The following is a 26,561-nucleotide window of genomic DNA, read 5'->3' as shown; positions in this document are numbered from 1 at the left end:
ATTTACTCCACGGGATCATTCCACAATGTCAAAGTCCTTGATGACGAACACTTCCACCAGGCTGTCCAGCTTCACGTCGGGCAGCACCACGGCATAGCGGGTCATGCCCGAGGGGTCGGTGAACACGCCCTCCACCTGGCCCACCACCAGGCCGGAGGGGTACACGTCCCCCTTGCCGGAGGTGACCACCTCGTCCCCGGAGACCAGCCGGGCATCCTCGGGCAGATAGCTCAGCTTCAGGCGGCCCTGGCTCATCAGGTCAAAGCTGCCCTCCAGGATCCCGGCGGAATAGGTGCGGGTGACGATGCCGCCCATCTCGATGTCGGTGTTCAGCACGGTGGACACGGTGGACCAGTTCAGCCCCACCTGGGAGACCACGCCCACCAGGACCCCCGTCTCGGTGATGACGCAGTTGCCCAACGCCACCCCGGCGGCGGAGCCCTTGGACAGGGTGAGGGTGGACTCCCAGTTGGAGGTGGAGCGGGTGGTCACCCGGGCGGACTCGAAGGTGAAGTCCCGGCGCTTGGCCTGGAGCTGCAGCAGCTGGCGCAGCTGCTCGTTCTCCCGGCTGGCCTCCTCCCCCTGGCGGACCTGCTCCTCCAGCTGGCTCACCTTCACCTGCAGGTCGCTGAGCTGGTCGTGGAGCTCCTGATAGTGGAACACGTAGGTATAGACCCCCTCCGCCCAGTCCATCACGGCGGACACGCCCCCCCGGATGGGGGAGGCCACCGTGTTCACCACGTTGGACAGCGGGTCGGTATTGCCCCCCAGCAGGGCCGAGCCCACGCCGATGAGGATGGACAGCAGCAGGGCGATGAGCGCCAGCAGCAGTCCGTTTTGCCGGAAAAAGTTTTTCACGTCAGCGCTCCTTTTCGACGCACGTTTCGGCGCACCGGGCCAGGGCGTCCTCCCCCACCTGAGCCAGCATCCGGCCCAGGCGGCAGATGGGCAGCCCCACCACGTTGAAATAGTCCCCACGGATGCCCTCTACCAGCAGGGCACCATAGCCCTGAATGCCATAGCCGCCCGCCTTGTCCATGGGCTCGCCGGTCTGGATATACAGGTGGATCTCCCGCTGGGTCAGGGGGCGGAAGCGGACAAGGGTGGCCTCGTGCTCCACCAGCAGCTTCTCCCCCCGCTTTACCGCCACGCCGGTGTACACCGTGTGCTCCCTGCCGGACAGGGCGGAGAGCATCTCTGCCGCGTGGGCGCGATCCCGGGGCTTGCCCAGGACGGTCCCGTCGACGGCCACCACCGTGTCGGCGGCCACCACCACGTCGTCTGCATCGGCCCCGGCGGAGACCTCCAGGGCCTTCTGCCGGGCCAGCTCCTCCACCAGTTGGGCGGGGGTCAGCTCCGGGTGGGGCAGCTCCTCGCCCCGGGCGGGCCGGACGGTGAAGGAAAATCCCATCTGCCCCAGCAGCTCCCGCCGCCGGGGGGACTGGGATGCCAGTATCATTGCCATGCCGTCACCTCGTTTTGTCTCACGCGCCGGTGGAGCCGAAGCCTCCGGCTCCCCGGGCGGTCTCGTCCAGCTGGTCCACCAGCTCCACCTGAGCCTGGATCACCGGGGCGATCATCAGCTGGGCGATGCGGTCGGCGGGCTGGATGACATAGTCCTCCTTGCCGGAGTTTTGCAGCCCCACCATGATCTCCCCCCGGTAGTCGCTGTCGATAACGCCCACGCAGTTGGCGGGGGCCACGCCGTGCTTCACCCCCAGGCCGCTGCGGGCATACACCAGGGCCACATAGTCGGCGCTGGGCAGGGCGATGGCGATGCCCGTGGGGATCATCCGCCGCTCCCCGGCGGGGATGGTCACGGCATCGTCCATACAGGCGTGCAGGTCCATGGCCGCCGCCCCGGCGCTGGCATAAAAGGGTGCGGGTATCTCCTGCCCGATCTTGGGAGAAAGGGCCTTGATCTTCAGTTTCATGTCGTTGTCCTCGCTTTGATTTGAAATTAGCCTTCCCCCTCCCAGGGGGAAGGTGCCCCCGCAGGGGGCGGATGAGGGTGGGTATCGGTGGTGCACCGGTCATCGCGGGCGGACACAGAGGTCCGCCCCTACGGCGTTGAACGGGAATTTGCCCGTTTCTTATTCCACATCCCGGTAATACAGCCCCCGGGTATAGTCGCCGGGCTGCCAGCCCCGCTGGCCCTGATAGCGGCGGAGGATGCGCACGCAGTCCTCCGGGCTCTCGGTGGTGAACACCAGCCGGGCCCCCCACAGACCCAATCGGGCGTAGTCGCCGGACTTGTCCGCCAGAAACAGGGTCTTGGCGTTGAGGATCTCGTTCCGGCAGCCCCAGGCCTTGACCACGGGGAAACGGGCCCCCTTCCGGTCCACCAGGCGCAGCCCGTCGCCGCAGACGTGCTGGCCGGCGTGGTTATAGACGATGCAGTTCTCTGTGATCATCAGGGGCAGGCGGCCATAGGCGATGAGCTCCATGGACACCGCCTTGGACAGGTCCCGGATCTGGGCCAGCTTCAGCTCGAAGGAGGCGGTAGCCCCGGCAAAGCCCAGGCGTTTCAGCTCCTTCAGGCTCTGGCTGTTGTACACCCCCAGGCCGTAGTCGCCCCAAACCGTGAAGCCGAGCTCCGTGGCCTGCTGAGCCACGCCCAGCGTCCCGGCCAGGGCGACGTTCACGCCCCGCTCTTTCAAGGCGGCCAGCTGGCCGGCCAAAGTGTCCCGCTCCCGGTCCCAGCAGATGCGGGGCAGGAGGACGGCGGGCTCCACGCCGGCCTTTTGGCAGCGCTCCACCACCTCCGGGTGGGCCGCCCCCACGTCGGCGGGGAGATAGATCCGGGCGGGCCCGGCCTGCAGCAGCTCGTCGGTCACCTGTTCCGCACCGCTGACGGACAGGGTGAGACAGGGGGGCTGCTTGGGATTTTCATACCGCACCCCCGTATGGAAGGGCAGGACCCGCCGCTCCGGCGGAGCGACCCGCTGCTCGCTCAAGGCGGCCAGGGCCTGGCGGCGCAGATCGTTCAGGGCGGACAGGGGGAGGGACAGTCCCTCCTCCACCCGGGCGGCGGTCATCTCGCAGGCGAAGGGGGTGCCGCCGGTGCGGGAGAGCTGGCCCTCCACCTTCTCCCGGGTGAGGGGCACGTTCCGGGCCGGTTCGGGCACCGGGCCCTCCACCCGGGCCACATGGCCCTCCCGGTCCTCCACCGCCACCTGGGCGGGCTGGTCCGGGCGGATCATGGCGTACATGCGCACGGGCTCCTTCCGGTGCTCCCCGTTCTCATAGGTGGCCCGGGCCTGGGCATACAGCTCCCGGGGCTCTTTCCCCTCCTGGCGCACGCCGAACATGTCCGGCCCCTTCCGGTCCAGGTAATAGCCCTGGGTAAAGCCCTGGCGGGAGAAGGCCTGCTCCAGCTGCTCCAGCTCCTCCGGCGTGGGTTCCCGGTTTTCCCGCAGGGCCCGGGAGTAGATGCCGGTGACGATGGCCACATACTCGGGCCGCTTCATCCGGCCCTCCAGCTTTAAGCAGGCCACGCCCATGTCCTGCAGTTCCTTCAGATGTCCCGCCAGAGAGGCATCCTTCAGGGACAGGGGATAGCTGTCCGCCCGGTTCCCCCAGCCGTATTTCAGGCGGCAGGGCTGGGCGCACAGCCCCCGGTTGCCGCTGCGTCCCCCGATGACGGAGGAGAAGAAGCACTGGCCGGAGTAGCACATGCACAGGGCCCCGTGGCCGAATACCTCGATCTCGATGGGGGAGCGCTGGCAGATGGATTCGATCTGATCCCGGGACAGCTCCCGGGACAGCACCACCCGGCTGGCCCCCAGGTCGGCGCACCGCTTTACCCCGTCCAACGAGTGGATGGTCATCTGGGTGGAGGCGTGGATGGGCAGATCGGGGACCGTCTGGCGCAGCATGCGCATCACGCCCAGGTCCTGGACGATGACCGCATCCACGCCGATGGCGCTGGCGTGGGCCGCCACTTCGGCGGCTCCGGCCAGCTCCCGGTCGGTGAGCAGGGTGTTCAGGGTCAGATGGACCCTGCACCCCCGCAGATGGCAATAAGAAACCGCCGCCGCAGCCTCCTCCTCTGAGAAGTTCTTCGCATTGCGGCGGGCGTTGAAATCTCCGTATCCAAAATAGACCGCGTCCGCTCCGTTTTGAACGGCGGCGGTGATCGACTCCATGGAGCCGGCAGGGGCTAATAGCTCCAGCATGTTTTCTGTTCCTCCCCGGGGCCGTTTTGGGCGTACCGGTCCCTTTCCGGTCTGCCCGGCCCGTATTTTCCCGGCTTACTTCCGGTTCTGCAGCTTGAAGATCTCCCGCTTGGCCTCGGACAGCTCCATTTTCAGCTGGTTGACCTCCTCCAGGTTATCCTTGATCTGGCGGCGCAGGTTCTCCGCCGCATCCTGCTCCCGGAAATACTGGTCGGCGATGTTCATGGCCGCCAGCACGGCGGCGTCCGCCTGGGAGATGCGGCTGTTGGCGATCTCCCGCAGCTGCTGGTCCACGTGCTGGGCACACTTGCGCACATAGTTCTCGTCCTCCACGGCCACCATGGTATAGTCCCGGTCGGCGATGGTCACGACCACTTTATTTTTCATCAGGTTTCCCTCCCTGTCAGATATCCTCGGTTTCGCAAAGGGCAGATTTGCCCAACTTTACCCCATATTATAGCACAGGCGGACGGGTTTGAAAAATAAAATATCCATGAAATATCCATGAATTTTTCCGGCGGCGGTCCGCCCCGAAACTGGCCGTGAGACAGGCCAATAATAATGCTTGTTTTTTTCCAGAGAATCGAATAAAATATAAGCTGTATATCTGTGAAGTTTCCCATCCTCAGCGAAAGGAAGGTATCGACCTATGAAACTGCAAAACGATTTGGGCGAGATCCGCATCAGCAGCGAGGTGTTCACCGCCGTCACCGGCAGCGCCGCCACCAACTGCTATGGCGTGAAGGGCATGGCGGTCCGCTCCACCACCGACGGACTGGTCCATCTTCTCAAGCGGGAATCCATGGCCAAGGGCGTGAAGGTTTATTATAACGACGACGGCACCGTGGCCATCGAGCTGCACATTATCGTGGAAAACGGCGTGAACCTGACAGCGGTGTGCCACTCCATCATGAGCCAGGTCCGCTATGTGGTCAGCAGCACCACCGGGGTGGACGTGTCCACGGTGGACGTATATGTGGACTCCGTGCGGTTTTAACCATCCGTAGAAAGGAACAATGCCAACTATGATTCAGACGATAGACGCGGCGGCATTTCAGCGAGCGGTCATCCACGCTTACGCCGCCATCAATGCCCAGAAGCAGGCCATCAACGACCTGAATGTGTTCCCCGTCCCTGACGGAGATACGGGCACCAACATGACCCTGACCATCGGGGCCGCCGCCCAGGACATGAAGAAAAAGCAGTATGATGGGGTGGGCCAGGCGGCCAACGCCGCCGCCTCCGCCCTGCTGCGGGGAGCCCGGGGCAATTCCGGCGTCATCCTGTCCCTGCTGTTCCGCGGCTTTGCCAAGGCGGTGCGGGACAAGACCACCATGGACGGGGCCGACCTGGCCATGGCCCTGGACTTTGGCGTGGCCGCCGCCTATAAGGCGGTGATGAAGCCTGCTGAGGGCACCATCCTCACCGTCTCCCGCATGGCCGCCGCCCGGGCCGCCGGAGCCGCCCGGGAGAACGCTGACCTGGAATCTGTCCTCCAGGCCGCCATTGAAGAGGGCTCCGCTGCCCTGGACCACACCATCGACCAGAACCCCGTGCTGAAAAAGGCGGGGGTGGTGGATGCCGGCGGCAAGGGCTTTTTGGTCATTCTGCAGGGTATGCTGGACGAGCTGCAGGGCAAGCCCATGCCCGAGACCGAGGAGGAGCAGTCCGCCCCCGCCGACAAGGCCGACTTTGAGATGATGGCCGCCGAGGAGATCACCTTCGCCTTTGACACGGTGTATATCGTGCGGAAAAAGGCCGCCGATGTGGACCTGGAGCCCCTGCGCCGCTACCTCAACAGCATCGGCGACAGCCTGGTCATCGGCGAGGACGACGAGGCCTTTAAGGTCCACGTCCACACCAACATCCCCGGCCAGGCCCTCACCGAGTCCCAGAAATACGGCACCCTGGAGCTGGCCAAGATCGAGAACATGCGCACCCAGGCCGACGACCTGGCCGCGGGCAAGCATGTCCAGAGCACCGACGACCTGGCCGCCATCGAGGAGGAGCTGGAGCGGGGCGAGACTGCCCGGCAGCCTGTCAAGGCCGCGCCGGAGAAGAAGTTCGGCTATGTGGCCGTGTGTGCCGGCCGGGGCCTGGAGGACGTGTTCCGGGACCTGGGTGTGGACGGCCTGGTGGGAGGCGGCCAGACCATGAACCCCTCCACCGAGGACATCCTCAAGGCGGTGGAGGCCACCCCGGCGGAGATCGTCTATATCCTGCCCAATAACAAGAATATCATCATGGCCGCCCAGCAGTGCGTCCCCCTGTGCGAGGACAAAAAGGTGGTCATCCTGCCCACCAAAACGGTGCCCCAGGGCGTGGCCGCCATGCTGGTGGCCGACCCGGAGGCGGAGGAGGAAGTGAACACCGCTGCCATGACCGAGGCATTCCAAAAGGTGCGCACCAGCGAGATCACCTATGCCGCCCGGGACTCCGACTTCGACGGCTTTGCCATCCACCAGGGGGACTATCTGGCCCTGGAGGAGCACCAGCTCTTCGGCACCGACCAGGACCTGGATGCCCTGCTGGACCGGCTGGCCCGGTCTGACACCCACCAGAGCGCGGAGTTCATCTCTATCTTCTATGGCGAGGATGTCACCGAGGAGCAGGGGCAAAAGGCCGAGGCCATCTTTGCCGCCGCCTGCCCCAACGCGGAGGTCAGCCTCCTCCCCGGCGGCCAGCCCGTGTACTACTATATGATCTCGGCGGAGTGACAGGCGGAGAGACAGCGGTGCAGTTCCATCTTGACAGAACGCACCGCTGTTTTTATGCGAAAGATTGTTGAAAATTGCTGCATGTTCTCCTTGCATTTTGGATGCAGATGTTCATAATAGAAGATGCCGAAAAGGGAAAGTTTGTGTGAGGATTTTCGGAATTTTTAGGAGGGAGCAGTAGTATGATCAGTTTTATTTTATGTCTGTTGTTATTGATCGCCGGGTATCTGACCTATGGTAAGATCGTAGACAACACCTTCGGTCCTGACGACCGCGAGACCCCGGCAGTGCGGATAAATGATGGGGTCGATTATGTTGTCATGCCGCAGTGGAAGCTCTTCCTGGTGCAGCTGCTGAATATTGCAGGCCTTGGCCCGATCTTCGGCGCGCTTCAGGGTGCGCTGTGGGGGCCGGTGGTATTCCTGTGGATCACCTTTGGTACCATCCTTGCCGGCGGTGTACATGATTACTTCTCCGGCATGATCAGCGAGCGAAACGACGGCGCATCCATCGCAGAGGTCACGGGCAAATATCTGGGCCACACGATGCAGAATGTGATGCGCGTGTTCTCGGTGGTGCTGCTGATCATGGTGGGCACGGTGTTTGCAGTGGGCCCCGCCGGCCTGATCGTTACGCTGTGTAAGAACAGCGGGGTCTCCGGCCTGCTGTGCACCACGCTGTTCTGGCTGATCCTCATTCTGGTGTATTACTTTATTGCGACCTTCATCTCCATCGATAAGATCATCGGCAAGGTATACCCCCTGTTTGGTATGTGCCTGATCATCATGGCGGTGGGCGTGATCATCGGCATCTATACAAATCCGAACTACACGATCCCGGAGATCTGGACCCATCTGTATAACATGCACCCGTCCGGGACCCCCATCTGGAGCTTTATGTTCATCACGGTTGCGTGCGGCGCTATTTCCGGCTTCCACTCCACCCAGTCGCCGCTGATGGCTCGCTGCCTGAAAAATGAGAAGCAGGGGCACTTTGTGTTCTACGGCGCAATGGTAGCAGAGGGCATCATCGCCCTGATCTGGGCGGCCGCAGGCTGTGCGCTGTACGAGGTCACCGGCGGGCTGAACACCGGCCTGGCCGAAGTGCTTGCAGGCGGTCAGTCCGCTGCGATCTACGATGTCTGCTCCAAGACGATGGGCGGTGTGGGCATCGCCCTGGCCATGATCGGCGTGGTGATCTGCCCCATCACCTCGGGTGATACGGCGTTCCGTTCCGCCCGCCTGACCCTGTCCGACTGGTTCCACATCGATCAGGGCCCGTATGTAAACCGCCTGAAGCTGTGCATCCCGGTCCTGGGCGTGGGTGCCATTTTGGGCATCGGCAATGCGACCGGCTTTATCAACTATACCGTGATCTGGCGTTACTTCAGCTGGACGAACCAGACGCTGGCTATGATCGTCCTGTGGGCGGCAGCCATGTATCTGTTCACCGAGAAGAAGAACTATTGGATCGCTGCCGTTCCGGCGACGTTTATGAGCGCCGTTTCCAGCACCTATTTCATCCTGGCACCGGAGTGCCTGGGCGGGCTGCTCAACAGCAAAACCGCAGACGGCGCTGTGATCTACAACACGGCGCTGGCCTATCCCATCGGCATTTTGTTTGCGGCGCTGCTGCTGGCGCTCTTTATCCGCGCCACCAAGAAGCACGCTGCCCAAAAAGCTGCCTGACCGTGTCATGAGTATGTGAATCCTATCTACAGCCGGCCGTTCGCTCCGTTCGGCCGGCTGTAATCGTCTACGATCGAGGTGACAGGAAATGTTGAGACCTTATCCGCTCAGTGCGGTGCGCATCGAAGCTGCGGCGCTTGCGGAGGACAAAAAACGCTGCCGGAAAATCGGCCCGTGCGGGGTTGGGAAGCAGGCGCTTTATCTGAACAGCTATTTCCTTGACCGCCGTTACTATATCCCATTTTCCGCAGTAGACCGCGTTTACAAGCGCATTGCAATGAGTAAGGGCGGCTTTTCGGGAAAAGGTATTTTTGCCACCCTGGCCTATCTGGTCGTTGTGTTTGACGGCGGGCGTGAAAAGGCGTTTCAGTTCAAGTATGAGGCGCAGATCGACGAACTTTTGGCCGTTGTCCGCGAGACATATCCTGATATCCCTTGCGTGAGCGCGGCGGCTGAAAAGCGGATCGAGGAAGCGCGCATACGCCGGGAGACAGAGAGAAAAAACCGCCCGCCAATGAGCGAACCGGCGAAAAAGACCGTCCGGGCCCTGAATCGGGCGATCGACTATCTCCAGCAGCGCCCTGAATTGGCAGAGCATCTGAGTTCTGCCGCAAAGCGCCGCCGCAATTACCAGTGTACAAGCGGAAGCTATCGCTGGGCGGCCATGGCGATCACACTGCTCGGCTTTGCCGCGCTGGTCTATGGGGTGCTCTCCTTCCTGCGCGGCGGCACGTTTGCGATCTATTTCACCCTGTTCGGTCTGGCGGCCATCTTCACCTTCGCCGGCTTCAGTGTGCTCCCCACTGCGCGGAATAACCGCACTGCGGTAATGGAAAATGATGCACGGGCCCAGGAGAATATGCAGCGGTATCTCTCCGCCGCCATAAACTTTCCGCTGCCGGCCCGCTACGCACACCCGGCCGTGCTGCGCCGCATGCAGCGGGTCATTGAAGAGGGGCGGGCCGTGACTGCGGAGCAGGCGCTTGAGGTTGTAAAAGCCGATCTGAAAGCCCTGAATGCCGATGTGGAAGTTTCGCAGGAAGAATACGACGAGGTCGTTGCCATCAAACCCATGTTTCTAAACGCAGAGTATCAATAAACCATGCGTCCAGGGAAAAACACGCTGCTGAAGCGGCGGCCTGGACAGACCGCGGGGCGGACCGAAGTTATTCGGTCCGCCCCGCTTCTGTTTGGAAAGAGGACAGGATTCTGTTTAAAAACGGGCCAGAGCATTGGCAAAGGCCCCCTTGGCGGCCTCCTCCTTATACACCCGGCGGGTGTTGCCCTTAAAGGTCTCGCCCAGCCGGGGACCCAGCTCTGGGTCAGGGCGGTTGCCCCGCAGGATGTTTTCGGCGGCGGGCAGACGGTAGGGCACAGGCTTGATAGCGCCTACGATCACCCGGGCATCCTGGATGATGCCGCACTCGTCCTGAAGGATGGCAATGGACATGCCGATGCGGGAGATGGTCACTTGGGAGCGGTGGCCCAGTTTATAGAATACGGTGCGCCAGCCCTTCAGGGCGGTGCGGTCGATGAGAAAGCGGACCAGCACCTCGTTCCGGGCCAGGATCGTGGCGGGTTTGGCGCCGGTGGGCAGCTCCTGTATGGGGATGACCCGAGTGGCACCTCCGGGCCCCATGATCTCCACCTGGGCGTTCAGCAGCCACAGTACAGGGGGCAGGTCGGCGGCGGGGGAGGCGTTGGCCACGTTGCCGCCGATGGTACCCTTGTTGCGGATCTGGGGGGAACCCACATCACTGGCGGCGTGGGCCAGGGCCTGCAGGTCCTCCAGCCCATCGGTGGCGGCGACCACCTGGGCCATGGTGGCCATGGCCCCGATGCTGGCAAGCTCCGGGGTGATGACGATCTGCCGCAGCTCCTCCACGTCGCTGAGGGACAGCAGGGCCTGGGGCCGCATGTGGCGGCTGTGCATATGGATGACCAGATCGGTGCCCCCAGCCAGGATCAGGCTGTCCTCGGGCAGCCGGGCCAGGTCCCGGCCCAGCTCCTCCAGAGTTTTGGGGATAAAAGAAGTCGTCATTTCTTTGCCGCCTCCAGTTCCCGGGCGGCCCGCTGGACCGCCTTGATGATCTGCACATAGCCCGAGCAGCGGCACAGGTTGCCTGACAGGGCCACACGGATCTCCTCCTCGCTGGGGTGGGGGTTCTGCAGCAGCAGCGCTTTGGCGGACATGATCATGCCCGTGGTGCAAAAGCCGCACTGGATGGCGATCTCCTCCACGAAGCAGCGCTGGAGAATGTCCAGCTCGCCGTTTTTCTCCAGCCCCTCGATGGTGACCACCTGGCGGCCCTCAAGCTGAGCGGCTAAAGTGAGACAGGAGTGGACAGCCAGGCCGTCCAGCAGCACGGTGCATGCGCCGCACTCCCCCTCGGAGCAGCCCTCCTTGGTGCCGGTGAGCCCTAAATCCTCCCGCAGGATGTCCAGCAGCCGGCGCTGGGGTTCAGTTTCCAAAGTGACGGGATGGTCATTCACATAAAATTCAAGCAGCATTACGCTTCCCCCCTCTTGGCGATGTATTCCAGCACCCGGTCCGGGTCCATGGGGATGACCTGCAGATCGGCATCCAGGGCCTGGTTCACAGCCCCGGCCACGGCGGCGGCCACGGGGGCCATGCCGATCTCGCCGATGGACTTGGCTCCGAAGGGCCCCTCCTGAGAGCGGCCGTCCTGGATGAGCTCCACACGGATGTCGGGCAGGTCTGGGGCATTCATCAGGTGGTATTTGGACAGGCTGGAGACCGGGCGGCCCTTTGCGTCATAAGTGTACTGCTCCCGCAGGGCCGCACCGCAGCCCATCTGCACCGCACCTTGGGTCTGGGCGATGCACAAAGCGGGGTTGATGGCCTGGCCCACGTCATGCAGGGCCAGATAGTCCAGCACCTTGGTCAGGCCGGTCCAGGTATCCACCTCCACCTGGACAAAGTGGGTCCCGGTGACGGTGGGGTTGGTCAGATTGTGATAGCGGGCATCGGCAAAGAGCTCCTGCCGCCGGTTGAGAATAGCCCACTGGGAGATGTCCGCATAGGTCAGGCATATGTTGTCATAGTCCCGCCGCTTCACGGTCCCCCGATCGACATAAAGCTGATCTGCCGGGATGTGGAGCATCTGGGAGGCGGTGTTCAGGATCTCCCGCTTTAGATTTTTGCCGCACTCCTGCACAGCCCGTCCCAGGACAAAGGTGCTGCGGCTGGAGAAGCAGCCGTAGTCATAGGGGGTGTGGCCGGTGTCTGCCTCTTTCATGCGGATGAGGTCGGTGGGCAGGTCCAGTTCCTCCCCCAGGATCATTTTAAAGGCCTGCACAGTGCCGCAGCCGTGGTCGTGGATGGACACGTTGGCCTGGACGGTGCCGTCGTCGCACATGCGGGCCTCCACTCCGGCAAAGTCGTTGAAGCGGGAATAATAGGTGTTGGTGTGGCCGGCGCAGCCCACGGCGGTGCCCCGCTTATAGCGGGTGCTTTTGGCGTTGAAGGCGGCATCCTCTGCCCGGCGCTGCTTCCAGCGGAAGTGCTCCGCCCCCTGGAGCAGACACTCTTTCGTGCGGGCCTCCTCCACAGGCAGCTGCATCTTGATGTCCTGCTCCCCGGGCAGCAGCACGTTTTTCACCCGCAGCTCCACCGGGTCGAGGTTCAGTTGGCGGGCGGCGGTGTTCATCAGGTGCTCCATGAACACATAGTATTCGGCCACGCCCCAGCTGCGGAAGGCACCGGAGGGGGTGGTGTTGGTGGAGACCACCCGGGAGTGCAGGGTGGCGAAGGGAACACGGTAACACCGGAAGAATTTGCCGAAGGGGGCCCGGACATAGTCCAGGGAGTTGCCGATGTAGGCCCCCGCATCCAAAAGAATATCCAGATCCAGACGCAGTAGGGTGCCGTCCCTGCGGAACACGCCCCGCAGGTCGCCCCGCATGGCGCTGCGGCAATAGGTGGAGCGCATGGTCTCCTCCCGATTATAGACCAGCTTTACCGGCCGCTTTAATACACGAGCGGCCACGGCGCACACCGGCTCCAGCATCCATTCCTGCTTGCCGCCGAAGGAACCGCCCATGGTGGTTTTGACCACCCGCACCCGGTTATAGGGCATGCCCAGCATGTCGGCGATGACGGTACGGATGCCGAACACGGCCTGGTTGGGGCTTTGGATGGTCAGTTCATCCTCATCCGGGTCATATTCGGCCAGACAGGCGTGGGTCTCCATGGCCGCATGGTGCAGGCGGCTGAGTTCGTTGTGGACGGTAACGACCACGCCGGCCTCCTCGTCGGGCTGGTGCTCGCCCACGGTGAGGGTCCCCTCATCCACCACGGGATTTTCGCCCGGCTTGCAGTGTTTGCCCGCCAGGGCATCGTCAAAATCCACGGCGAAGGGCAGCTCCTCATAGGTCACCTTTACCAGAGCGGCGGCCCGCCTGGCCGTCTCCTCGTCCTTGGCGGCCACCACAGCCACCCGGTCGCCGATGAAGCGGACATAGCGCTGGAGCACGCACTCCTCCGGGGGCAGGGGCTGGGCCTGCTGGAACTGGGTGCGGTAGTGGTTGAAGCGGTACTCCGGGGTGTTGAAGGCGTGGAGCACGGCGTAGACTCCCTCCACAGCCAGGGCCGCCGAGTCATCAATGGCGGTGACATAGCCGTGGGGGATGGTGCTGAACACCATGGCCAGGTGAGCCATATTCTGCAGATTCATGTCGCAGGCAAAGCGCAGACGCCCCGTGGCTTTTCCCCGGGCATCATGAATGGGCTGCGCTGTTCCGACCAGCTTCATAATCGCTTCCTCCTCCCGTGGAAGGCCCGTTTTTCGGCTTCCTTCCTCTGTTTATAGATAAGATAGCATATCAGCATTGAAAAAACGTTGAACGGCCCCAAAAGCTTCTTTGACGATTTTTCAACGGCGATATGTTAATGTCTGAACAACGAATTTGAGGAGGAGGCTGTTCCATGTCCACCGCCGCTGTGATCGCCGCTGCCGGGCTGTCATCCCGAATGCGGGACTTCAAGCCCCTGCTCTGCCTGGGCAGCTCCACTGTCATCGGCCACACCATCGACGCACTGCGTACTGCAGGGGCCGCCCCCATTGTGGTGGTCACCGGGTATCAAAGCACTGTCCTGGAGCGGCATCTGCGCTATAGCGGCGTTATGTTTCAAAAAAACGAGCGCTTTGCCCAGACGGACATGCTCGCCTCTCTCCAACTGGGGCTGGCAGCCCTGCCGCCGGAGGCGGACCAGGTGTTCGTCACCCCGGCGGATGTGCCCCTGGTGTCCCCTGACACGCTCAAACGCATGCTGACGCAGCCGGGGGACGTGATCCGGCCCCTGTGCCATGGTCGGGGGGGCCACCCGCTGCTGCTGCGCCGCCCGGCGATAGGGCGGGCCATGACCTGGCGGGGCCCCGGCGGATTGAAGGGACTTTTACAGCAGGGAGTGCTGGATGTGGCCGGGGTAGAGACCGGCGACCCCGCCGTACTCATGGATGCGGATACGCCGGAGGACTATCGCCGCCTGCTGCACTATCAAACCCGTCTGCGGGGCCACGGGGAGCTGCGGCTGGACCTGCAGCTGAACATCGGCATGACGGAGCTGTTTCTCACCACCGAGAGCGTGCAGCTGCTGGATATGATCGGGCAGACGGGTTCGCTTCAGGCGGCCTGCGCCTGTATGCACATCTCCTACTCCAAGGGGTGGAAGATGATCAACACTATGGAGCGGGAGTTGGGATTTCCCGTGGCCCTGCGCCGGCCCGGCGGGGCGGATGGGGGAGGCTCGTCTCTCACCATCCGGGGGGCGGAGCTGCTGGCCTGTTACCGCCGATTTCACGAGACCGTGTCCCAGCAGGCCAGGGTACTGTTTGACCAGGTGTTTCCGGAGTATCTGCGCAGCCCCACGGGGGCGAAGGAGGAACGATGAAAAAACTTCTTGCTGTGTTGGAACAGGTCCTGTCCGCCGGACAGGATGCCGTGCTGGTGACGGTGATCGCCAGCTCCGGCTCTACTCCCCGGGGAGCGGGGGCCAGAATGCTGGTGACGGACCGGGGCTGGGCGGCCGGGACCATCGGCGGCGGGGCGGTGGAGGACCGGTGCATCCGGCTGGCCCGGCAGCGCCTGGGCGGCACACCCTGCTGCGACAGCTTTGACCTGAGCCCCGAGGACAAGGCGGGGCTGGGTATGGTGTGCGGCGGGGCGGTGGAGATGCATTTTCTGCCGCTTTCCGGCGGGGATGAGGCCGTGCTGGCCCTGTGCCGGGACAGCGCCCAGCGCTTTGCATCGGGCACGCCCTTCTGGCTGCTTACGCCTCTGGACGGTGCGGGCACCTTGACCTTGTGGCCCCGGGGCCGGGGGGAGAGCCCCTGCACGCCCCCCGCCGCCGTCATCTCGGCTCTGGGGCAGCCTCCCCGGGTGCTGGGCCGGACGGGAGAGCGTTGGTTCTGCGAGCAGGTCCAGCACGCGGGCACGGTGTATCTCTTCGGCGGGGGCCATGTGGCCCAGGCTCTGGTGCCGGTGCTGGTCCCCCTGGACTTCCCCAGCGTCATCGTGGAGGACCGGGAGGAGTTTGCAGACCCCGCTCTGTTCCCGCTTGCCCGGGGGACCAGGTGCTTTCCCATGGACCGCATCCGGCAGGAGCTGGACATCACCGCCGATGACTATGTGTGCATCATGACCCGGGGGCACCAGAACGACCTGCTGGTCCAGCAGCAGGTGCTGCACACCCCGGCACGATATATCGGCCTCATCGGCAGCACCCGCAAGTCCGCCGCCGCCTTTGCCAGTCTGCGGAGAATGGGCTATTCGGAACAGCAGCTGCGGCGCATCGTCACCCCTATTGGCCTGCCCATCGGGGGCCGGACCCCGGCGGAGATCGCCATCTCCATCGCCGGGCAGCTCATCGAATACCGGGCCGGAGGCAGACGGGACTGGCAGGAGGGAGACGAACTGTAACCATGAAGCTGATCGACACGAAAAACGCCGTGGGGCATGTGCTGTGCCACGACCTGACCCAAATCATCCCCGGCGTGACAAAAGATGCCCGCTTCCGCAAGGGGCATATCGTCACGGAGGAGGACGTGCCCGTACTGCTGTCCATGGGCAAGGAGCACCTGTATGTATGGGAGAAGATCCCTGGGATGCTTCACGAGGACGAGGCCGCCCTGCGGCTGCTGGCCCTGTGCAGAAATGGCAATATGCGCCCTACCCAAGTGAAGGAGGGCAAGATTGAGCTGCTGGCGGAGAGGGACGGCCTGTTCCGGGTGGACGTGGAGCGGCTGAACGCCGTGAACGACGAGGACGAGATCATCATCGCCACCCGGCACAACAACTCCGCCGTGTGCGCCGGGGATAAGCTGGCGGGTATGCGTATCATTCCCCTGGTCATCGAGGAGAAAAAGCTGAAGGCGGCGGAGGAGAAGGCGGGCGGTACACCCATCCTGTCCATCCACCCCTGGAAGCGCAAGACCTGCGGTCTGGTGACCACGGGCAGCGAGGTGGCAAACGGCCTTATTCAGGATGCCTTTACCCCCGTGGTGCGGCAGAAGCTGGCGGAGTACAGCTGTAAGATCGTCCGCCAGTGCTGTCCCGGAGATGACAGGGAGGCCATCACCGCAGCCATCCGTCAGTTCCACGCCGCTGGAGTGGACATGATTTTGTGTACCGGAGGCATGAGCGTGGACCCGGATGACCGGACCCCCGCCGCCATCGCCGCCGCCGGGGTGAACGTGGTGTCCTATGGAGCACCGGTGCTGCCCGGAGCCATGTTCCTGGTGAGCTATTTTGCCGACGGGACCCCGGTGCTGGGCCTGCCCGGCTGCGTGATGTATGCCAAGGCCACCATTTTCGACCTGCTGCTGCCCCGCATCGTGGCCGACGTGCCCATCACCCGGCGGGAGATCAAACGTCTGGGCAACGGCGGCCTGTGCCTGGGCTGCGGCCAGTGCCACTATCCCATCTGTCCCTTCGGCAAGGGCGACTGAAATAACGCAGAAGAGGAGGCGGGATCATGCAGTCCCAACTGAACCATTTTGATGAACAGGGCAACGTCGTGATGGTGGATGTGTCCGCCAAAAACGCCACGCTGCGCACGGCCACGGCCCAGGGGAGGATCACCGTGTCTGCGGATGTGCTCCGGGCCATTGTCCAGGGGACCGCTGCAAAAGGCGACGTGCTGGGGGTGGCCCGGGTGGCGGGCATCATGGCGGCTAAGCGCACCTGGGAGCTTATCCCCTTGTGCCACCCCCTGGCCCTGTCCCATCTGTCGGTGGACTTCACCATTCTGGAGCAGGAGAGCGCCGTCCTGGCCCAATGCACCGCCCAGCTGTGGGGACAGACCGGGGTGGAGATGGAGGCCCTCACCGGCGTGACCACCGCCCTGCTGACCATTTACGACATGTGCAAGGCCATGGACCGGGGTATGGAGCTGTCTGACATCCACCTGGTGTATAAAGACGGGGGAAAGTCCGGCCAATACCGCCGGGAGGAGGAACAGACATGACCGACTGCTGGGGAAGAGACATCCACTATCTGCGCCTGTCGGTGACGGACCGGTGCAACCTGCGTTGCCGCTATTGCATGCCGGAGGAGGGCGTGACTCCGGTGCCCCATGACCAGGTGCTGACTTACGAGGAGATGCTGGAGATCGTCCGGGCGCTGGCTGGATTGGGCATCGACCGGGTGCGTATCACCGGGGGCGAGCCCCTGGTCCGCCGGGACCTGACGTACCTGGTGGCGGGACTGAAGGCCATCCCAGGGATTCGTTGGGTGGGGTTGACCACCAATGGAATTTTGCTCTCCGACCAGCTGTCCGGTCTGATGCAGGCGGGACTGGACGGGGTGAACATCAGCCTGGATGCCTTGGAGCCCCAGGTATATCAGACAATCACCCGCCGGGACGAGCTGGTCCGGGCCCTGGCCGGGCTGGAGGCCGCCCGGGATACCCCGGGCCTGAAAGTAAAGGTGAATTGCGTACCCACCAGGGAGAACCGCAGCCAGTGGGTCCCCCTGGCCCAACTGGCCCAGAGCGGCCCGCCCCTGGACGTGCGCTTTATCCAGCTGATGCCCATTGGCTGCGGCCGGGATATGGACGGGGCCGACCCGCAGGAGGTGTATACCGCCTTGGAGCGGGCCTTCGGTCCGGCATCCCCCGTGGAGACGGCGGGACAGGAGGGGCCGGCCCGACTGGTCGCCTTCCCCGGCTTCGCCGGGCGGGTGGGCTTTATCAGCGCCGTCAGCCAGCCCTTCTGCGAGGGCTGCAACCGCATTCGCATCACCCCGGAGGGAGTGGTAAAGCCCTGTCTGCAGTATGACTCAGACCTGAGTGTGCGTGGACTGGTGCGCAGCGGCATGGGGGGCTTTCTCCTCCAGGCCGTACTACAGGAGGCCATCTATCAAAAGCCTAGGGGACACCACTTCTCTCGGCCGGATGCCCCGGGGGACGAGCATCGCACCATGAGCGAGATTGGAGGTTGAAGCCATGGGACGGGTAGCCGCCGTGTGTATCAGCGAGAAAAAAGGGACCCAGAAGCAGGACGTGGGCCGGGCGGAATTTGTGGCCGACTGGGGCATCCGGGGGGATGCTCACGCAGGGAAATGGCACCGCCAGGTGTCGCTGCTGTCTCTGGACCGGGTGGAGGAGTTCCGGGCCCGGGGGGCCCAAGTGGAGGCCGGGGCCTTTGGGGAGAACCTGCTGGTGGACGGCTTCGACTTTAAGACCCTCCCTGTGGGCAGCCGCTTCCGCTGCGGCCAGGTGGAACTGGAGATGACCCAGGTCGGCAAGCAGTGCCACGCCCACTGCGCCATCTATCACCAGGTGGGCGACTGCATCATGCCCCGGGAGGGCGTGTTCGCCCGGGTGCTCCACGGGGGGACCATCTCCGTGGGGGACGAACTGATTTTATTAAAGGAGGGCGGCGAGACATGAGAGTGGCCGTTATCACCCTCAGCGACTCCGGCTATGCGGGCAAGCGGGCCGACTTGAGCGGCCCCGCCATTCAGGAGATGGTGGAGGAGCGGGGCTGGACGGTGGTCCAGACAACTTTGCTGCCCGACGGGCGTGAGATGCTGGAGAGAGAGCTGCGCCGCCTGTGTGACGGCGGCCTGGCCGATCTGATCCTCACCACCGGCGGCACCGGCTTTTCCCCAACCGACGTGACCCCCGAGGCCACCATGGCGGTGGTGGAGCGCCCCACCCCCGGCATCCCGGAGGCCATGCGCTATTACTCCCTTCAGATCACCCCCAGGGCCATGCTGTCCCGGGCGGCGGCGGGCATCCGGGGCAGGACCCTGATCGTCAATCTGCCTGGCAGTCCAAAGGCTGTTCGGGAGTGCCTGCAGGCCATCCTGCCCGCCCTGGACCATGGACTGGAGATTTTGAAGGGAACCGGAGGAAACTGCGCCCGGTGAATAAAACTGCGTCAAAAAAGCGGACGTCCGTTTTTTGAATGAACCGCCCGCTTTGGCAGAATTTGTTGGAAAGGAGCAACTTCCTATGAAAAGACTGCTTTCCCTGGCCCTGGCTGCCGCCATGGCCCTGTCCCTGACCGCCTGCGGCGACGGGGCCCCCGCCAACGGCTCTGCCTCTGGCAGCGGCAGCCAGTCCGGCGGCCGGACTGAGCTGGTGGTCTTTGCCGCCGCCTCCATGACCGAGACGCTGGCCCAGATCGCAGAGCAGTATCAGACTGTGGACCCCGGTGTAAAGCTGGTGTTCAACTTTGCCTCCTCCGGCGACCTGCTCACTCAGATCAAGGAGGGCGCAGTGTGCGACCTATTCATCTCCGCCGCCCCCAAGCAGATGAATGCCCTGGACGGCACCCTGGCCCAGGATGCCGAGAAGAACCCTGACGGCCTGGATATGCTGGCCGAGGGCAGCCGCATGGACCTGCTGCAGAACAAGGTGACCCTGGCCGTGCCCGAGGGCAATCCCAAGGGGGTGGAAAACTTTGACCAGCTTGCCGATTTGCTCCGCTCCGGTGACGTGCTGCTGGCTGTGGGCAACAGCGACGTACCCGTGGGCCAGTACAGCCAGAAAATTTTTGCCTATTACGGTCTGGATCAGGCCCAGATGGATGCTGCCGGGGTACTGACCTATGGCTCCAATGTGAAGGAAGTCACCACCGCCGTCAGCGAAGGCACCGTGGACTGCGGCATTATCTATGCCACCGACGCCTATTCCGCCGGGCTGACTGCCGTGGATGCTGCTACGTCTGACATGTGTGGTCAGGTCATCTATCCCGCCGCCGTGCTGAAGGACAGCCAGAACCAGGAGAAGGCCCAGGCTCTGCTGGACTATCTGAACGGCGACGAGGCCACCGCTATCTTCGAGAGCGTTGGCTTCTCCAAGCCCTGACGGACCAAGAGACCTGCTAGGCGGGTGGGGGCCGTACTCCCGCCCGCCTTATTTTGATAGGAGGGGTCTTGTGGATTGGTTCCCACTTTATAATTCGCTGCGTATTGCGGCTGTCTCTACGGTGCTCATCTTTTTCCTCGGCATCGCTGCAGCTTATTATGTAGCCAGAACGCCTCGGTGGATCAAGGGACTGTTGGATGTACTGTTCACCCTGCCTCTGGTGCTGCCCCCCACGGTGGTGGGTTATCTGCTGCTGCGCCTACTGGGGCCCAAGCGCATTGTGGGGGCCTGGGTCCTGAAACAGTTCGGCCTGCGGCTGACCATGACCTGGTGGTCGGCCATCTTTGCCACCGCAGTGGTCATCTTCCCCCTGATGTACCGCACCGCCCGGGGGGCCTTTGAGAGCTTTGACGAGACCCTCTCCCAGGCGGGGCAGACCCTGGGCCGGTCCAACACCTGGATATTTTGGCGGGTGCGGATGCCCTGCTGCCGCCAGGGCATCCTGGCGGGCACGGTGCTGGCCTTTGCCCGTGCCCTGGGGGAGTATGGAGCCACGTCCATGATCGCCGGATACACCCCGGGCCGGACGGCCACCATCTCCACCACCGTCTATCAGCTGTGGCGCACCAACGACGATGCCATGGCCTTTCGGTGGGTGATGGTGAACGTGGTCATCTCCGCCGTGGTGCTGTTGGCGGTGAACATGCTGGAGAAAAAAGACCGCCATGCCCGCCGGGCAGGAAAGGAGGGAAGCTGAATTGGAATTGATCGTGGACATCAAGAAGTACCTGAGGGACTTCACCCTGGAGAGCCGGTTTTCTGCCGGGGAGGGGGTCACAGGTCTGTTGGGAGCCTCCGGCTGCGGCAAGAGCCTGACCCTCAAGTGTATTGCGGGGGTGGAGCGCCCAGATGAGGGGTACATCGAACTGGACGGCCGGGTGCTGTTTGACTCAGCCAAGGGGGTGGACCTGCTCCCCCAGAAGCGGCAGGTGGGCTATCTGTTTCAAAGCTATGCTCTGTTCCCCAACATGACGGTGGAGCAGAACATCGCCGCTGGGGCGGCGGACCGGAAAAACCGCCGGGAGGAGGCCCGCCACCTGGCAGAGACCTTTGGACTGACCCCGTGTTTGGAACGCTATCCCAGACAGATTTCCGGCGGCCAGCAGCAGCGGACTGCCCTGGCCCGTATTTTGGCCAGCCGCCCCAGAGCTCTGCTGCTGGACGAGCCCTTCTCCGCCTTGGACAGCTATTTGAAATGGCAGATCGAGATGGACCTGATGAGTCGTCTGGACCGGTTCGGCGGCCCGGTGCTGCTGGTGACCCACAGCCGGGACGAGGTGTGCCGCCAGTGCTGCCGGGTGTGTGTGATGGACCGGGGGCGCTCCCAGCCCATGCAGTCGGCAGAGCAGCTGCTCCGGGCCCCGCAGACCCTGTCTGCTGCCCGACTGTCCGGCTGCGAGAACCTGACTCCCGTCCGTCTGGGGGAGGACGGCAGCCTGCTGGTCCCGGATTGGGGCCTGGCTCTGCGTCAGACCGCCCCCCTGCCTGAGAAGACGGCCTATCTGGGGGTGCGGGCCGGGCAGCTGCGTCTGGCCGACGGTCCGGGGGAAGATTGCTTTTTGTGTCGGGTGCTTCGCCGGGTAGCGGGGCAGGGGGCGGACACCCTGCTGCTGCGGCCGACAGGTGCGGCGGCAGATGCCGTTTCGCTGCGGATGGAGATGTCCATAGGGACGGAGAAAGACGCAGAATTGGGTGCGGCGCTTTGGGTCCGGCTGCCCGAGGAGAGCCGACTGTTTTTGCGGGACGAATAAAGAGTCGCCGAAAAAAGCGGAAATTTCCGGACAAATGCAGGGGAATGGCTCCCTTGCCCGATGTTTGTCGTTCGTTGTCTTTTTTAAAACATAACGTCGAAATCCTTCAACGCTTTTTCAACTTCGTTTTGCTAATATGATATCAAGCTGAGGGAGAAAACCGGAAAAGCCTCACGGAGTGCGTCACGGCATAAGGCAAAGCCGCCGGAACGCAGATCATTTCATTTTAGGGGGTATCCATATGAAAGAGAGTACCGGCACCAAACTGAAACGGATCCTGCTGCACCCATTTGTTATCCTCTTCCTGCTACTTATCATTATGACGGCGATGACCTGGGTCTTGCCCGCCAGCCAGTATGATGCCGTTACCGTCAACGGTGTGAACACCATCGACCCGGCCAGCTATCACTATGTTGACAATACGCCCGTAAGCATTTTCTCCATGTTTAAGGCCATTCCCCAGGGCGTGCAGACCACCATCTCGCTTATCTGCATGATGCTGACCATCGGCGCTGCCGTCCATATGGTGGACGAGACGGGTGCTATCCGTTCTGCTCTGATGGCCCTGACCCACAAGACCGGCGAGAAGAATACCAAGTTCGTCCTGGCCGGTGCCATGATCTTCTTTATGTTCATTGGTGCCTTCCCCTCTATGTTTGAGGCATGTATTCCCTTTATGCCCATTGTAGTCCCGGTGTGTCTGCTGTTGGGCTATGACGTGGTGACGGCCGTGTGTATCGTGGTCATCGGCGATATTATCGGCTGGACTGCCGGACCCACCAACCTGTACACCGTGGGCAATTCCCAGAATATCGGCGGCCTGCCCATGTTCTCCGGAATCGGCTATCGTCTCATCGTGTTGGTGGTGCTGGGCGCAGTGGCCCTGTGGTATGTCATTCGTTATGCCGAGCGGGTGAAGAAGGACCCCAGCAAGAGCCTGGTAGCCGGGCAGGACTACTCTGATCTGCGGGGCAATGTAGAGGATATGGAGTTCACCGCCACCCGCAAGCTGATCCTGGGCGTGTTCATCGCCACCGTCATCCTGGTGGTGTACGGCAGCCTGAACTGGGGCTGGGGCACCCTGGATATGGCTGCGACCTATCTCATCTGCGCCATGATCTGCGCCATCATTGCCCGGTATACCCCGGATAAGGCCGCTGATGTCATGCTGGACGGTGCGTCCTCCATGTTCGTGGCCGCCATGGTCATCGGCATCGCCCGGGGCCTGTCCGTCATCATGGATGCCGGTCAGATCACATATACCATCGTCCACGCTCTGGCCTCTATGCTCTCCGGCATGCCCCCGGCGGTCACGGCTGTCGGCATGATGGCAGTCGTCGTGGTGCTGAACTTCTTCATGCCCTCCGGCAGCAGCAAGGCCCTGATCCTGATGCCCATTTTGATGCCTATGGCCGAGATCATCGGCTTGAGCAAGCAGATCACCATCCTGGCCTATCAGTTCGGCGACGGCATCAGCAATCTGGCCTTCCCCACAGTGGCCTTGCTGGTGGCCTGCCTGTCCTACACCCGGGTCTCCTTTGATAAGTGGTTTAAATTCATCCTCCCCTTTGAGGGCATTGTCTATGCTGTGTGCGTGGTGCTGCTGGTCATCGCCAGCGCCATGGGCTATTAAGCGGCTTCGGACACATATCCAAAGTTCCCGGAACAGGGTCTGGGCCGTTGATACGGTCCGGACCCTGTTTTTTTCGTGCCCCTTGTCTGACAGGAAAGGATACGGTAAAATGAAGGAAAATGTCCTATCGGCAGAGAAGTGACCAAGAGGAGGAGGAGCGAATGGCGAAGCTGACAGCAAAGCTGCTGGGTAGTCCGGCAGTCTTTTTAGATGGGAAAAAGGTTGCGTTCTCCTATCGAAAAGCGGATGCGCTGCTCTATTATGTGCTGATCCGCCGCCGGGCCGCCCGGGGGGAGGCCGCCGGTCTGCTGTGGGAGGAGGTGGATACCGCCGCCGCCCTGAAGAATCTGCGCCATGCGGTGTATACCATCCGAAAGGGCCTGGGCTTTGACATATTCACCCCGGGACAGAACGCCGCCTTGGAGCTGGACCCGGCCGTGGACATCCGATGCGACGTGTGGGATCTGCTGGAGCAGGGGGATCTGTCGGCCTACGCCGGGGAGTTTTTAGAGGGCTTCTCCATCCCACATGCCGGGATGTTTGACGATTGGCTGCAGGAGCAGCGCGGCTTGCTCCAGACCCAGTATCTGAAAAATCTGCTTGCCCAGGAAAGAGAGGCCCTGGCCCAGGGGGACCTGACCCGGGCGGAGAGTCTGGGGACGAAGTATGTCCATCTGGATCCCCTGGAGGAGAGCGCCGCCGCCGCCCTGATGGAGGTATATAGTGCACAGAAAAAATACCGCAAGGCCATCGGGGTATACCACGACCTGTGCAAAAGCCTGTCAGAGGAGCTGAGTATCGCCCCCCTGAAGGAGACCACCGCCCTGTATTACCGCATTGTCAACGAGTGGAACTCCTCCACCTATCGGATGGAGGAGCAGTCCTATCGCCTTTTGCTGGGCAAAGATACCGCTCTGCGCCGGCTGCTGGCCCTGTGCAACGGTTCTCCCGCCATGCGCCGGACCCCCTGTGCCCTGGTTGAGGGGGAGGCCGGGGTGGGCAAGACCTATCTGCTGGACCACATCCTCTCCTCCTATGACTTCTCCGATTGGGCGGTGTGCCGGGGGGCGTGCTACCCCTCGGAGAGCCATATGCCCTTTGCTGCCTGGAACTCGGTGATGATGGATCTGGCCGGAGAGCTGCAGACCCGGCAGATCAGCGTCCCCGGCATCTATCTAACGGCTGCCGCCAGCATTTTCCCCTGCTTGTCTGTGGGGGCGGACCGAGGCAGCGGGGCGGAGTGGGACTATCGGGTGCAGCGGGACTATCATGCGGCCCAGGAGAGCGCCCTGATGATCCTGTCTGCGGCGGCCAAGCGGGCCCCTCTGCTGCTGGTATTTGAGGACCTGCATTGGATGGACAAGAACAGCATGGAGCTGCTCTCTGCCCTGCTGCGCCGGCTGCGGGGGATGAACCTGATGGTGCTGTGTACCAAGCGGGTGAACGCCCCGGATGAGATACAGAATTTTGTCTCTGCCGCCCTGCGGGACGGGGTGATGGAACGCTATCCCATTCGGGGCTTTACCCGGGAGGAGACGGAGCAGTTCATCCGCCACCATCTGCAGCAGGAGCCCGGGGCGAGTTTTATCGATCAGCTGTATGAAAATACAGGAGGAAACGCCCTGCTGCTGGTGCAGCTGCTGAATACCATTCAGGAGCGCCCCGGTCTGCGCAGTCTACCTGAGGACCTGGACGGGGCCATCCGCTATCGTCTGGAGGACCTGGACACAGAGCAGCGGCGGCTGCTGGACCTGATCGCCGCCTTCCCGGACTGGGCCCCTTTCCAGGCCCTGGCCGCCATCTTAAAGCGGGATGCTTTGGAACTGATCTATCAGTGCGGCGAGCTGAAGCAGCGGATGCTCATCGTTCAGGGGGAGCGGGAGGGCACGCTGTGCTATGCCACGGCCCACGAGCGTATCCGCGCCGCTGTGACCGCCCAGCTGGAGGGGCGGGCCGGGCGCATCGTCTATCTTCGGGTGGCCCAATATCTGGAGGACCAGGCCCAGACGGGCTCCTTCGCCCTGTATGAACGACTGATCCGCTGCTATGCCGCTGCGGGGGACAGATTTAAAGAGTTCCAATACCGTGTGCTGTCCCTGGACCAATACACCGGAATGTATTATGCCGTATTGCCAACCCTGACGGGAGACGCAGCGGCGGCGGAGGAGCGGGATGTTCCGGGCTATTTCCGCCATCTGGAGGAGGAACTGGCCGTGCTGCGGGTCTGTGACACGCCCCAGGACCAGCTGGACCCCCTGGAGGACACCCTGCTGCTGGACCAGGCCTGCTGCTGCATCTACGAGGGACAGTATGACCAGGGACTGGCTGCCCTGGACCGACTGTTGAGGCAGGGACAGCGGGAACGGGACATCGGACTGCTGGCCCGGGCCCACCTGCAATACATCTATTACGGCATCCAGACGTGGAACCTGTCGGTGATCCGGGAACACCTCCGGGCAGGTATGACTCTGCTGACGGACCGGGAAAATACGGAGGAATTTGGCATCTATCTGCGCATGGAGGGGGTGCTGCACATGATGGAGGGGGCATATGAGTCCTCTCGGCAAGTTCTGCGCCGGTCCATCCAGGTATTTCAGCGTCTGCCCCGCCGGGGAGAGAACTGCTATGACATCCATGTGGCCGGAGCCTATAACTACATGGCCGAGGATGACCGGATGGAGGGAAACTATGACCAGGCATTTTTAAACTATGACCAGGCCATCCGCCATAACCGCAGCTTGGGACTCTATCCCGGATCGGCAGTGTTCTACACTTACTATGGTGTGGCTGCCGCCCAAAAGGGGGAGGACCGCATTGCACGCAGTCTGTTTACCTATGCCGCCGAGCTGTACCGCTCCTCCCGGGAGTTCAGCTGCCGTCCAATCGCCATGAGCTGGCTGGCCTATTACCAGGCCGAGGACGGGGACTATGACGGGGCGGCCCTGGCCCTGAAGGATGCCTTTCAGGTGTGCGGACGCATCGGCTCCCCCTGGTGGCTGGGCGTGGCCCTGTATCAGTGCTGGCGCATCCGGGTCCTGTTGGACGGGCGGGGAGAGGACCAGCCCCGCCTGCGGGCCCTGTGGCCGGAGTCGAAACGGGAACACTGCGTTCAATGTCTGGCGCAGCTGAATCGTCTGCAGCCCACAGTAGAACGCACGGAGATGGAGCAGGCCCTGGCGCAGCTTTCCACATAAGA

General features: G+C 62.9%; 24 protein-coding genes. 16 read left to right on the top strand and 8 right to left on the bottom strand.

Features of this window, described 5'->3' with window-relative positions:
• Positions 1-15: 15 nt before the first annotated feature.
• The 5 genes from mreC to H8S55_RS10590 all read right to left on the bottom strand — a co-directional run bounded on the left by mreC (position 16) and on the right by H8S55_RS10590 (position 4,565).
• Positions 16-858, bottom strand: coding sequence for a rod shape-determining protein MreC (gene mreC / locus H8S55_RS10610; protein ID WP_186878951.1), 843 nt, complete (start codon positions 856-858; stop codon positions 16-18).
• Position 859: 1 nt separating this feature from the next.
• The gene (locus H8S55_RS10605; RefSeq protein WP_186878950.1) at positions 860-1,465 is read right to left on the bottom strand and encodes a Maf family protein; all 606 of its coding nucleotides are present in this window, start codon (positions 1,463-1,465) and stop codon (positions 860-862) included.
• 19 nt (positions 1,466-1,484) lie between these two features.
• Positions 1,485-1,934, bottom strand: coding sequence for a dUTP diphosphatase (gene dut, locus H8S55_RS10600; RefSeq protein ID WP_186878949.1), 450 nt, complete (start codon positions 1,932-1,934; stop codon positions 1,485-1,487).
• A gap of 159 nt (positions 1,935-2,093) precedes the next feature.
• A complete protein-coding gene (locus tag H8S55_RS10595; RefSeq protein ID WP_186878948.1) occupies positions 2,094-4,178 on the bottom strand; it encodes a U32 family peptidase in 2,085 nt (694 codons plus the stop codon).
• Between the two features lie 75 nt (positions 4,179-4,253).
• A complete protein-coding gene (locus H8S55_RS10590) occupies positions 4,254-4,565 on the bottom strand; it encodes a cell division protein ZapA (protein WP_147562614.1) in 312 nt (103 codons plus the stop codon).
• A 262-nt stretch (positions 4,566-4,827) separates the two neighbouring features.
• On the opposite strand from H8S55_RS10590, the gene H8S55_RS10585 reads away from it, so the two are divergent.
• The 4 genes from H8S55_RS10585 (at position 4,828) to H8S55_RS10570 (ending at position 9,682) form a co-directional block, all read left to right on the top strand.
• Positions 4,828-5,175, top strand: coding sequence for an Asp23/Gls24 family envelope stress response protein (locus H8S55_RS10585; protein ID WP_147562613.1), 348 nt, complete (start codon positions 4,828-4,830; stop codon positions 5,173-5,175).
• A 28-nt stretch (positions 5,176-5,203) separates the two neighbouring features.
• Positions 5,204-6,895, top strand: coding sequence for a DAK2 domain-containing protein (locus tag H8S55_RS10580; RefSeq protein ID WP_186878947.1), 1,692 nt, complete (start codon positions 5,204-5,206; stop codon positions 6,893-6,895).
• Between the two features lie 182 nt (positions 6,896-7,077).
• Entirely contained in the window at positions 7,078-8,583 is a 1,506-nt protein-coding gene (locus tag H8S55_RS10575; protein WP_186878946.1) for a carbon starvation CstA family protein, read from the top strand.
• 88 nt (positions 8,584-8,671) lie between these two features.
• Positions 8,672-9,682, top strand: coding sequence for an ATPase P (locus tag H8S55_RS10570; protein WP_186878945.1), 1,011 nt, complete (start codon positions 8,672-8,674; stop codon positions 9,680-9,682).
• A 114-nt stretch (positions 9,683-9,796) separates the two neighbouring features.
• On the opposite strand, the gene H8S55_RS10565 is transcribed toward H8S55_RS10570, so the two are convergent.
• The 3 genes from H8S55_RS10565 to H8S55_RS10555 are packed head-to-tail and all read right to left on the bottom strand — an operon-like array spanning position 9,797 to position 13,358.
• A complete protein-coding gene (locus H8S55_RS10565) occupies positions 9,797-10,624 on the bottom strand; it encodes an FAD binding domain-containing protein (protein ID WP_186878944.1) in 828 nt (275 codons plus the stop codon).
• On the bottom strand, positions 10,621-11,094 hold the full coding sequence (locus tag H8S55_RS10560) for a (2Fe-2S)-binding protein (protein ID WP_186878943.1): 474 nt from the start codon (positions 11,092-11,094) through the stop codon (positions 10,621-10,623). The genes H8S55_RS10565 and H8S55_RS10560 overlap by 4 nt, the downstream gene beginning before the upstream one ends.
• A complete protein-coding gene (locus H8S55_RS10555) occupies positions 11,094-13,358 on the bottom strand; it encodes a xanthine dehydrogenase family protein molybdopterin-binding subunit (RefSeq protein WP_186878942.1) in 2,265 nt (754 codons plus the stop codon). Before H8S55_RS10555 ends, H8S55_RS10560 begins: the two co-directional genes overlap by 1 nt.
• 173 nt (positions 13,359-13,531) lie before the next feature.
• Here H8S55_RS10555 and H8S55_RS10550 point away from each other — a divergent pair, with 173 nt between their 5' ends.
• From H8S55_RS10550 to H8S55_RS10495, 12 genes are all read left to right on the top strand, one after another.
• Positions 13,532-14,497, top strand: a complete 966-nt coding sequence (locus H8S55_RS10550) for an NTP transferase domain-containing protein (protein WP_186878941.1) — start codon at positions 13,532-13,534, stop codon at positions 14,495-14,497.
• Positions 14,494-15,525: an XdhC family protein gene (locus H8S55_RS10545; protein ID WP_186878940.1), complete on the top strand. Its 1,032-nt coding sequence runs from the start codon at positions 14,494-14,496 to the stop codon at positions 15,523-15,525. Before H8S55_RS10550 ends, H8S55_RS10545 begins: the two co-directional genes overlap by 4 nt.
• A 2-nt stretch (positions 15,526-15,527) precedes the next feature.
• Positions 15,528-16,553, top strand: a complete 1,026-nt coding sequence (locus H8S55_RS10540) for a molybdopterin-binding protein (protein WP_186878939.1) — start codon at positions 15,528-15,530, stop codon at positions 16,551-16,553.
• A gap of 26 nt (positions 16,554-16,579) precedes the next feature.
• Positions 16,580-17,071: a cyclic pyranopterin monophosphate synthase MoaC gene (moaC, locus tag H8S55_RS10535; RefSeq protein ID WP_186878938.1), complete on the top strand. Its 492-nt coding sequence runs from the start codon at positions 16,580-16,582 to the stop codon at positions 17,069-17,071.
• Positions 17,068-18,045 carry a GTP 3',8-cyclase MoaA gene (moaA, locus tag H8S55_RS10530; protein ID WP_186878937.1) on the top strand — a complete coding sequence of 326 codons (978 nt, stop codon included), beginning with the start codon at positions 17,068-17,070 and terminating at the stop codon, positions 18,043-18,045. Before moaC ends, moaA begins: the two co-directional genes overlap by 4 nt.
• Before the next feature lie 4 nt (positions 18,046-18,049).
• Positions 18,050-18,496, top strand: a complete 447-nt coding sequence (locus H8S55_RS10525) for an MOSC domain-containing protein (protein ID WP_186878936.1) — start codon at positions 18,050-18,052, stop codon at positions 18,494-18,496.
• The gene (locus H8S55_RS10520) at positions 18,493-18,978 is read left to right on the top strand and encodes a MogA/MoaB family molybdenum cofactor biosynthesis protein (RefSeq protein WP_186878935.1); all 486 of its coding nucleotides are present in this window, start codon (positions 18,493-18,495) and stop codon (positions 18,976-18,978) included. Before H8S55_RS10525 ends, H8S55_RS10520 begins: the two co-directional genes overlap by 4 nt.
• An 85-nt stretch (positions 18,979-19,063) precedes the next feature.
• Positions 19,064-19,921 carry a molybdate ABC transporter substrate-binding protein gene (gene modA / locus H8S55_RS10515; RefSeq protein WP_186878934.1) on the top strand — a complete coding sequence of 286 codons (858 nt, stop codon included), beginning with the start codon at positions 19,064-19,066 and terminating at the stop codon, positions 19,919-19,921.
• 70 nt (positions 19,922-19,991) lie between these two features.
• Positions 19,992-20,678 (top strand): molybdate ABC transporter permease subunit, encoded by a 687-nt coding sequence (gene modB / locus H8S55_RS10510; RefSeq protein ID WP_186878933.1) that lies wholly within the window; start codon positions 19,992-19,994, stop codon positions 20,676-20,678.
• A gap of 1 nt (position 20,679) precedes the next feature.
• Positions 20,680-21,732 (top strand): sulfate/molybdate ABC transporter ATP-binding protein, encoded by a 1,053-nt coding sequence (locus tag H8S55_RS10505; RefSeq protein ID WP_186878932.1) that lies wholly within the window; start codon positions 20,680-20,682, stop codon positions 21,730-21,732.
• A 241-nt stretch (positions 21,733-21,973) separates the two neighbouring features.
• Positions 21,974-23,365 (top strand): YfcC family protein, encoded by a 1,392-nt coding sequence (locus tag H8S55_RS10500; protein ID WP_186878931.1) that lies wholly within the window; start codon positions 21,974-21,976, stop codon positions 23,363-23,365.
• Between the two features lie 161 nt (positions 23,366-23,526).
• On the top strand, positions 23,527-26,559 hold the full coding sequence (locus H8S55_RS10495) for an ATP-binding protein (RefSeq protein WP_186878930.1): 3,033 nt from the start codon (positions 23,527-23,529) through the stop codon (positions 26,557-26,559).
• The last annotated feature ends 2 nt before the right edge of the window (positions 26,560-26,561 follow it).

This window comes from Flintibacter faecis, from assembly GCF_014287875.1.
Lineage (GTDB): Bacteria > Bacillota > Clostridia > Oscillospirales > Oscillospiraceae > Lawsonibacter > Lawsonibacter faecis_A.
Note: the sequence above shows the minus strand (reverse complement) of the source record. Positions and strands in the feature narration are given on the sequence as shown.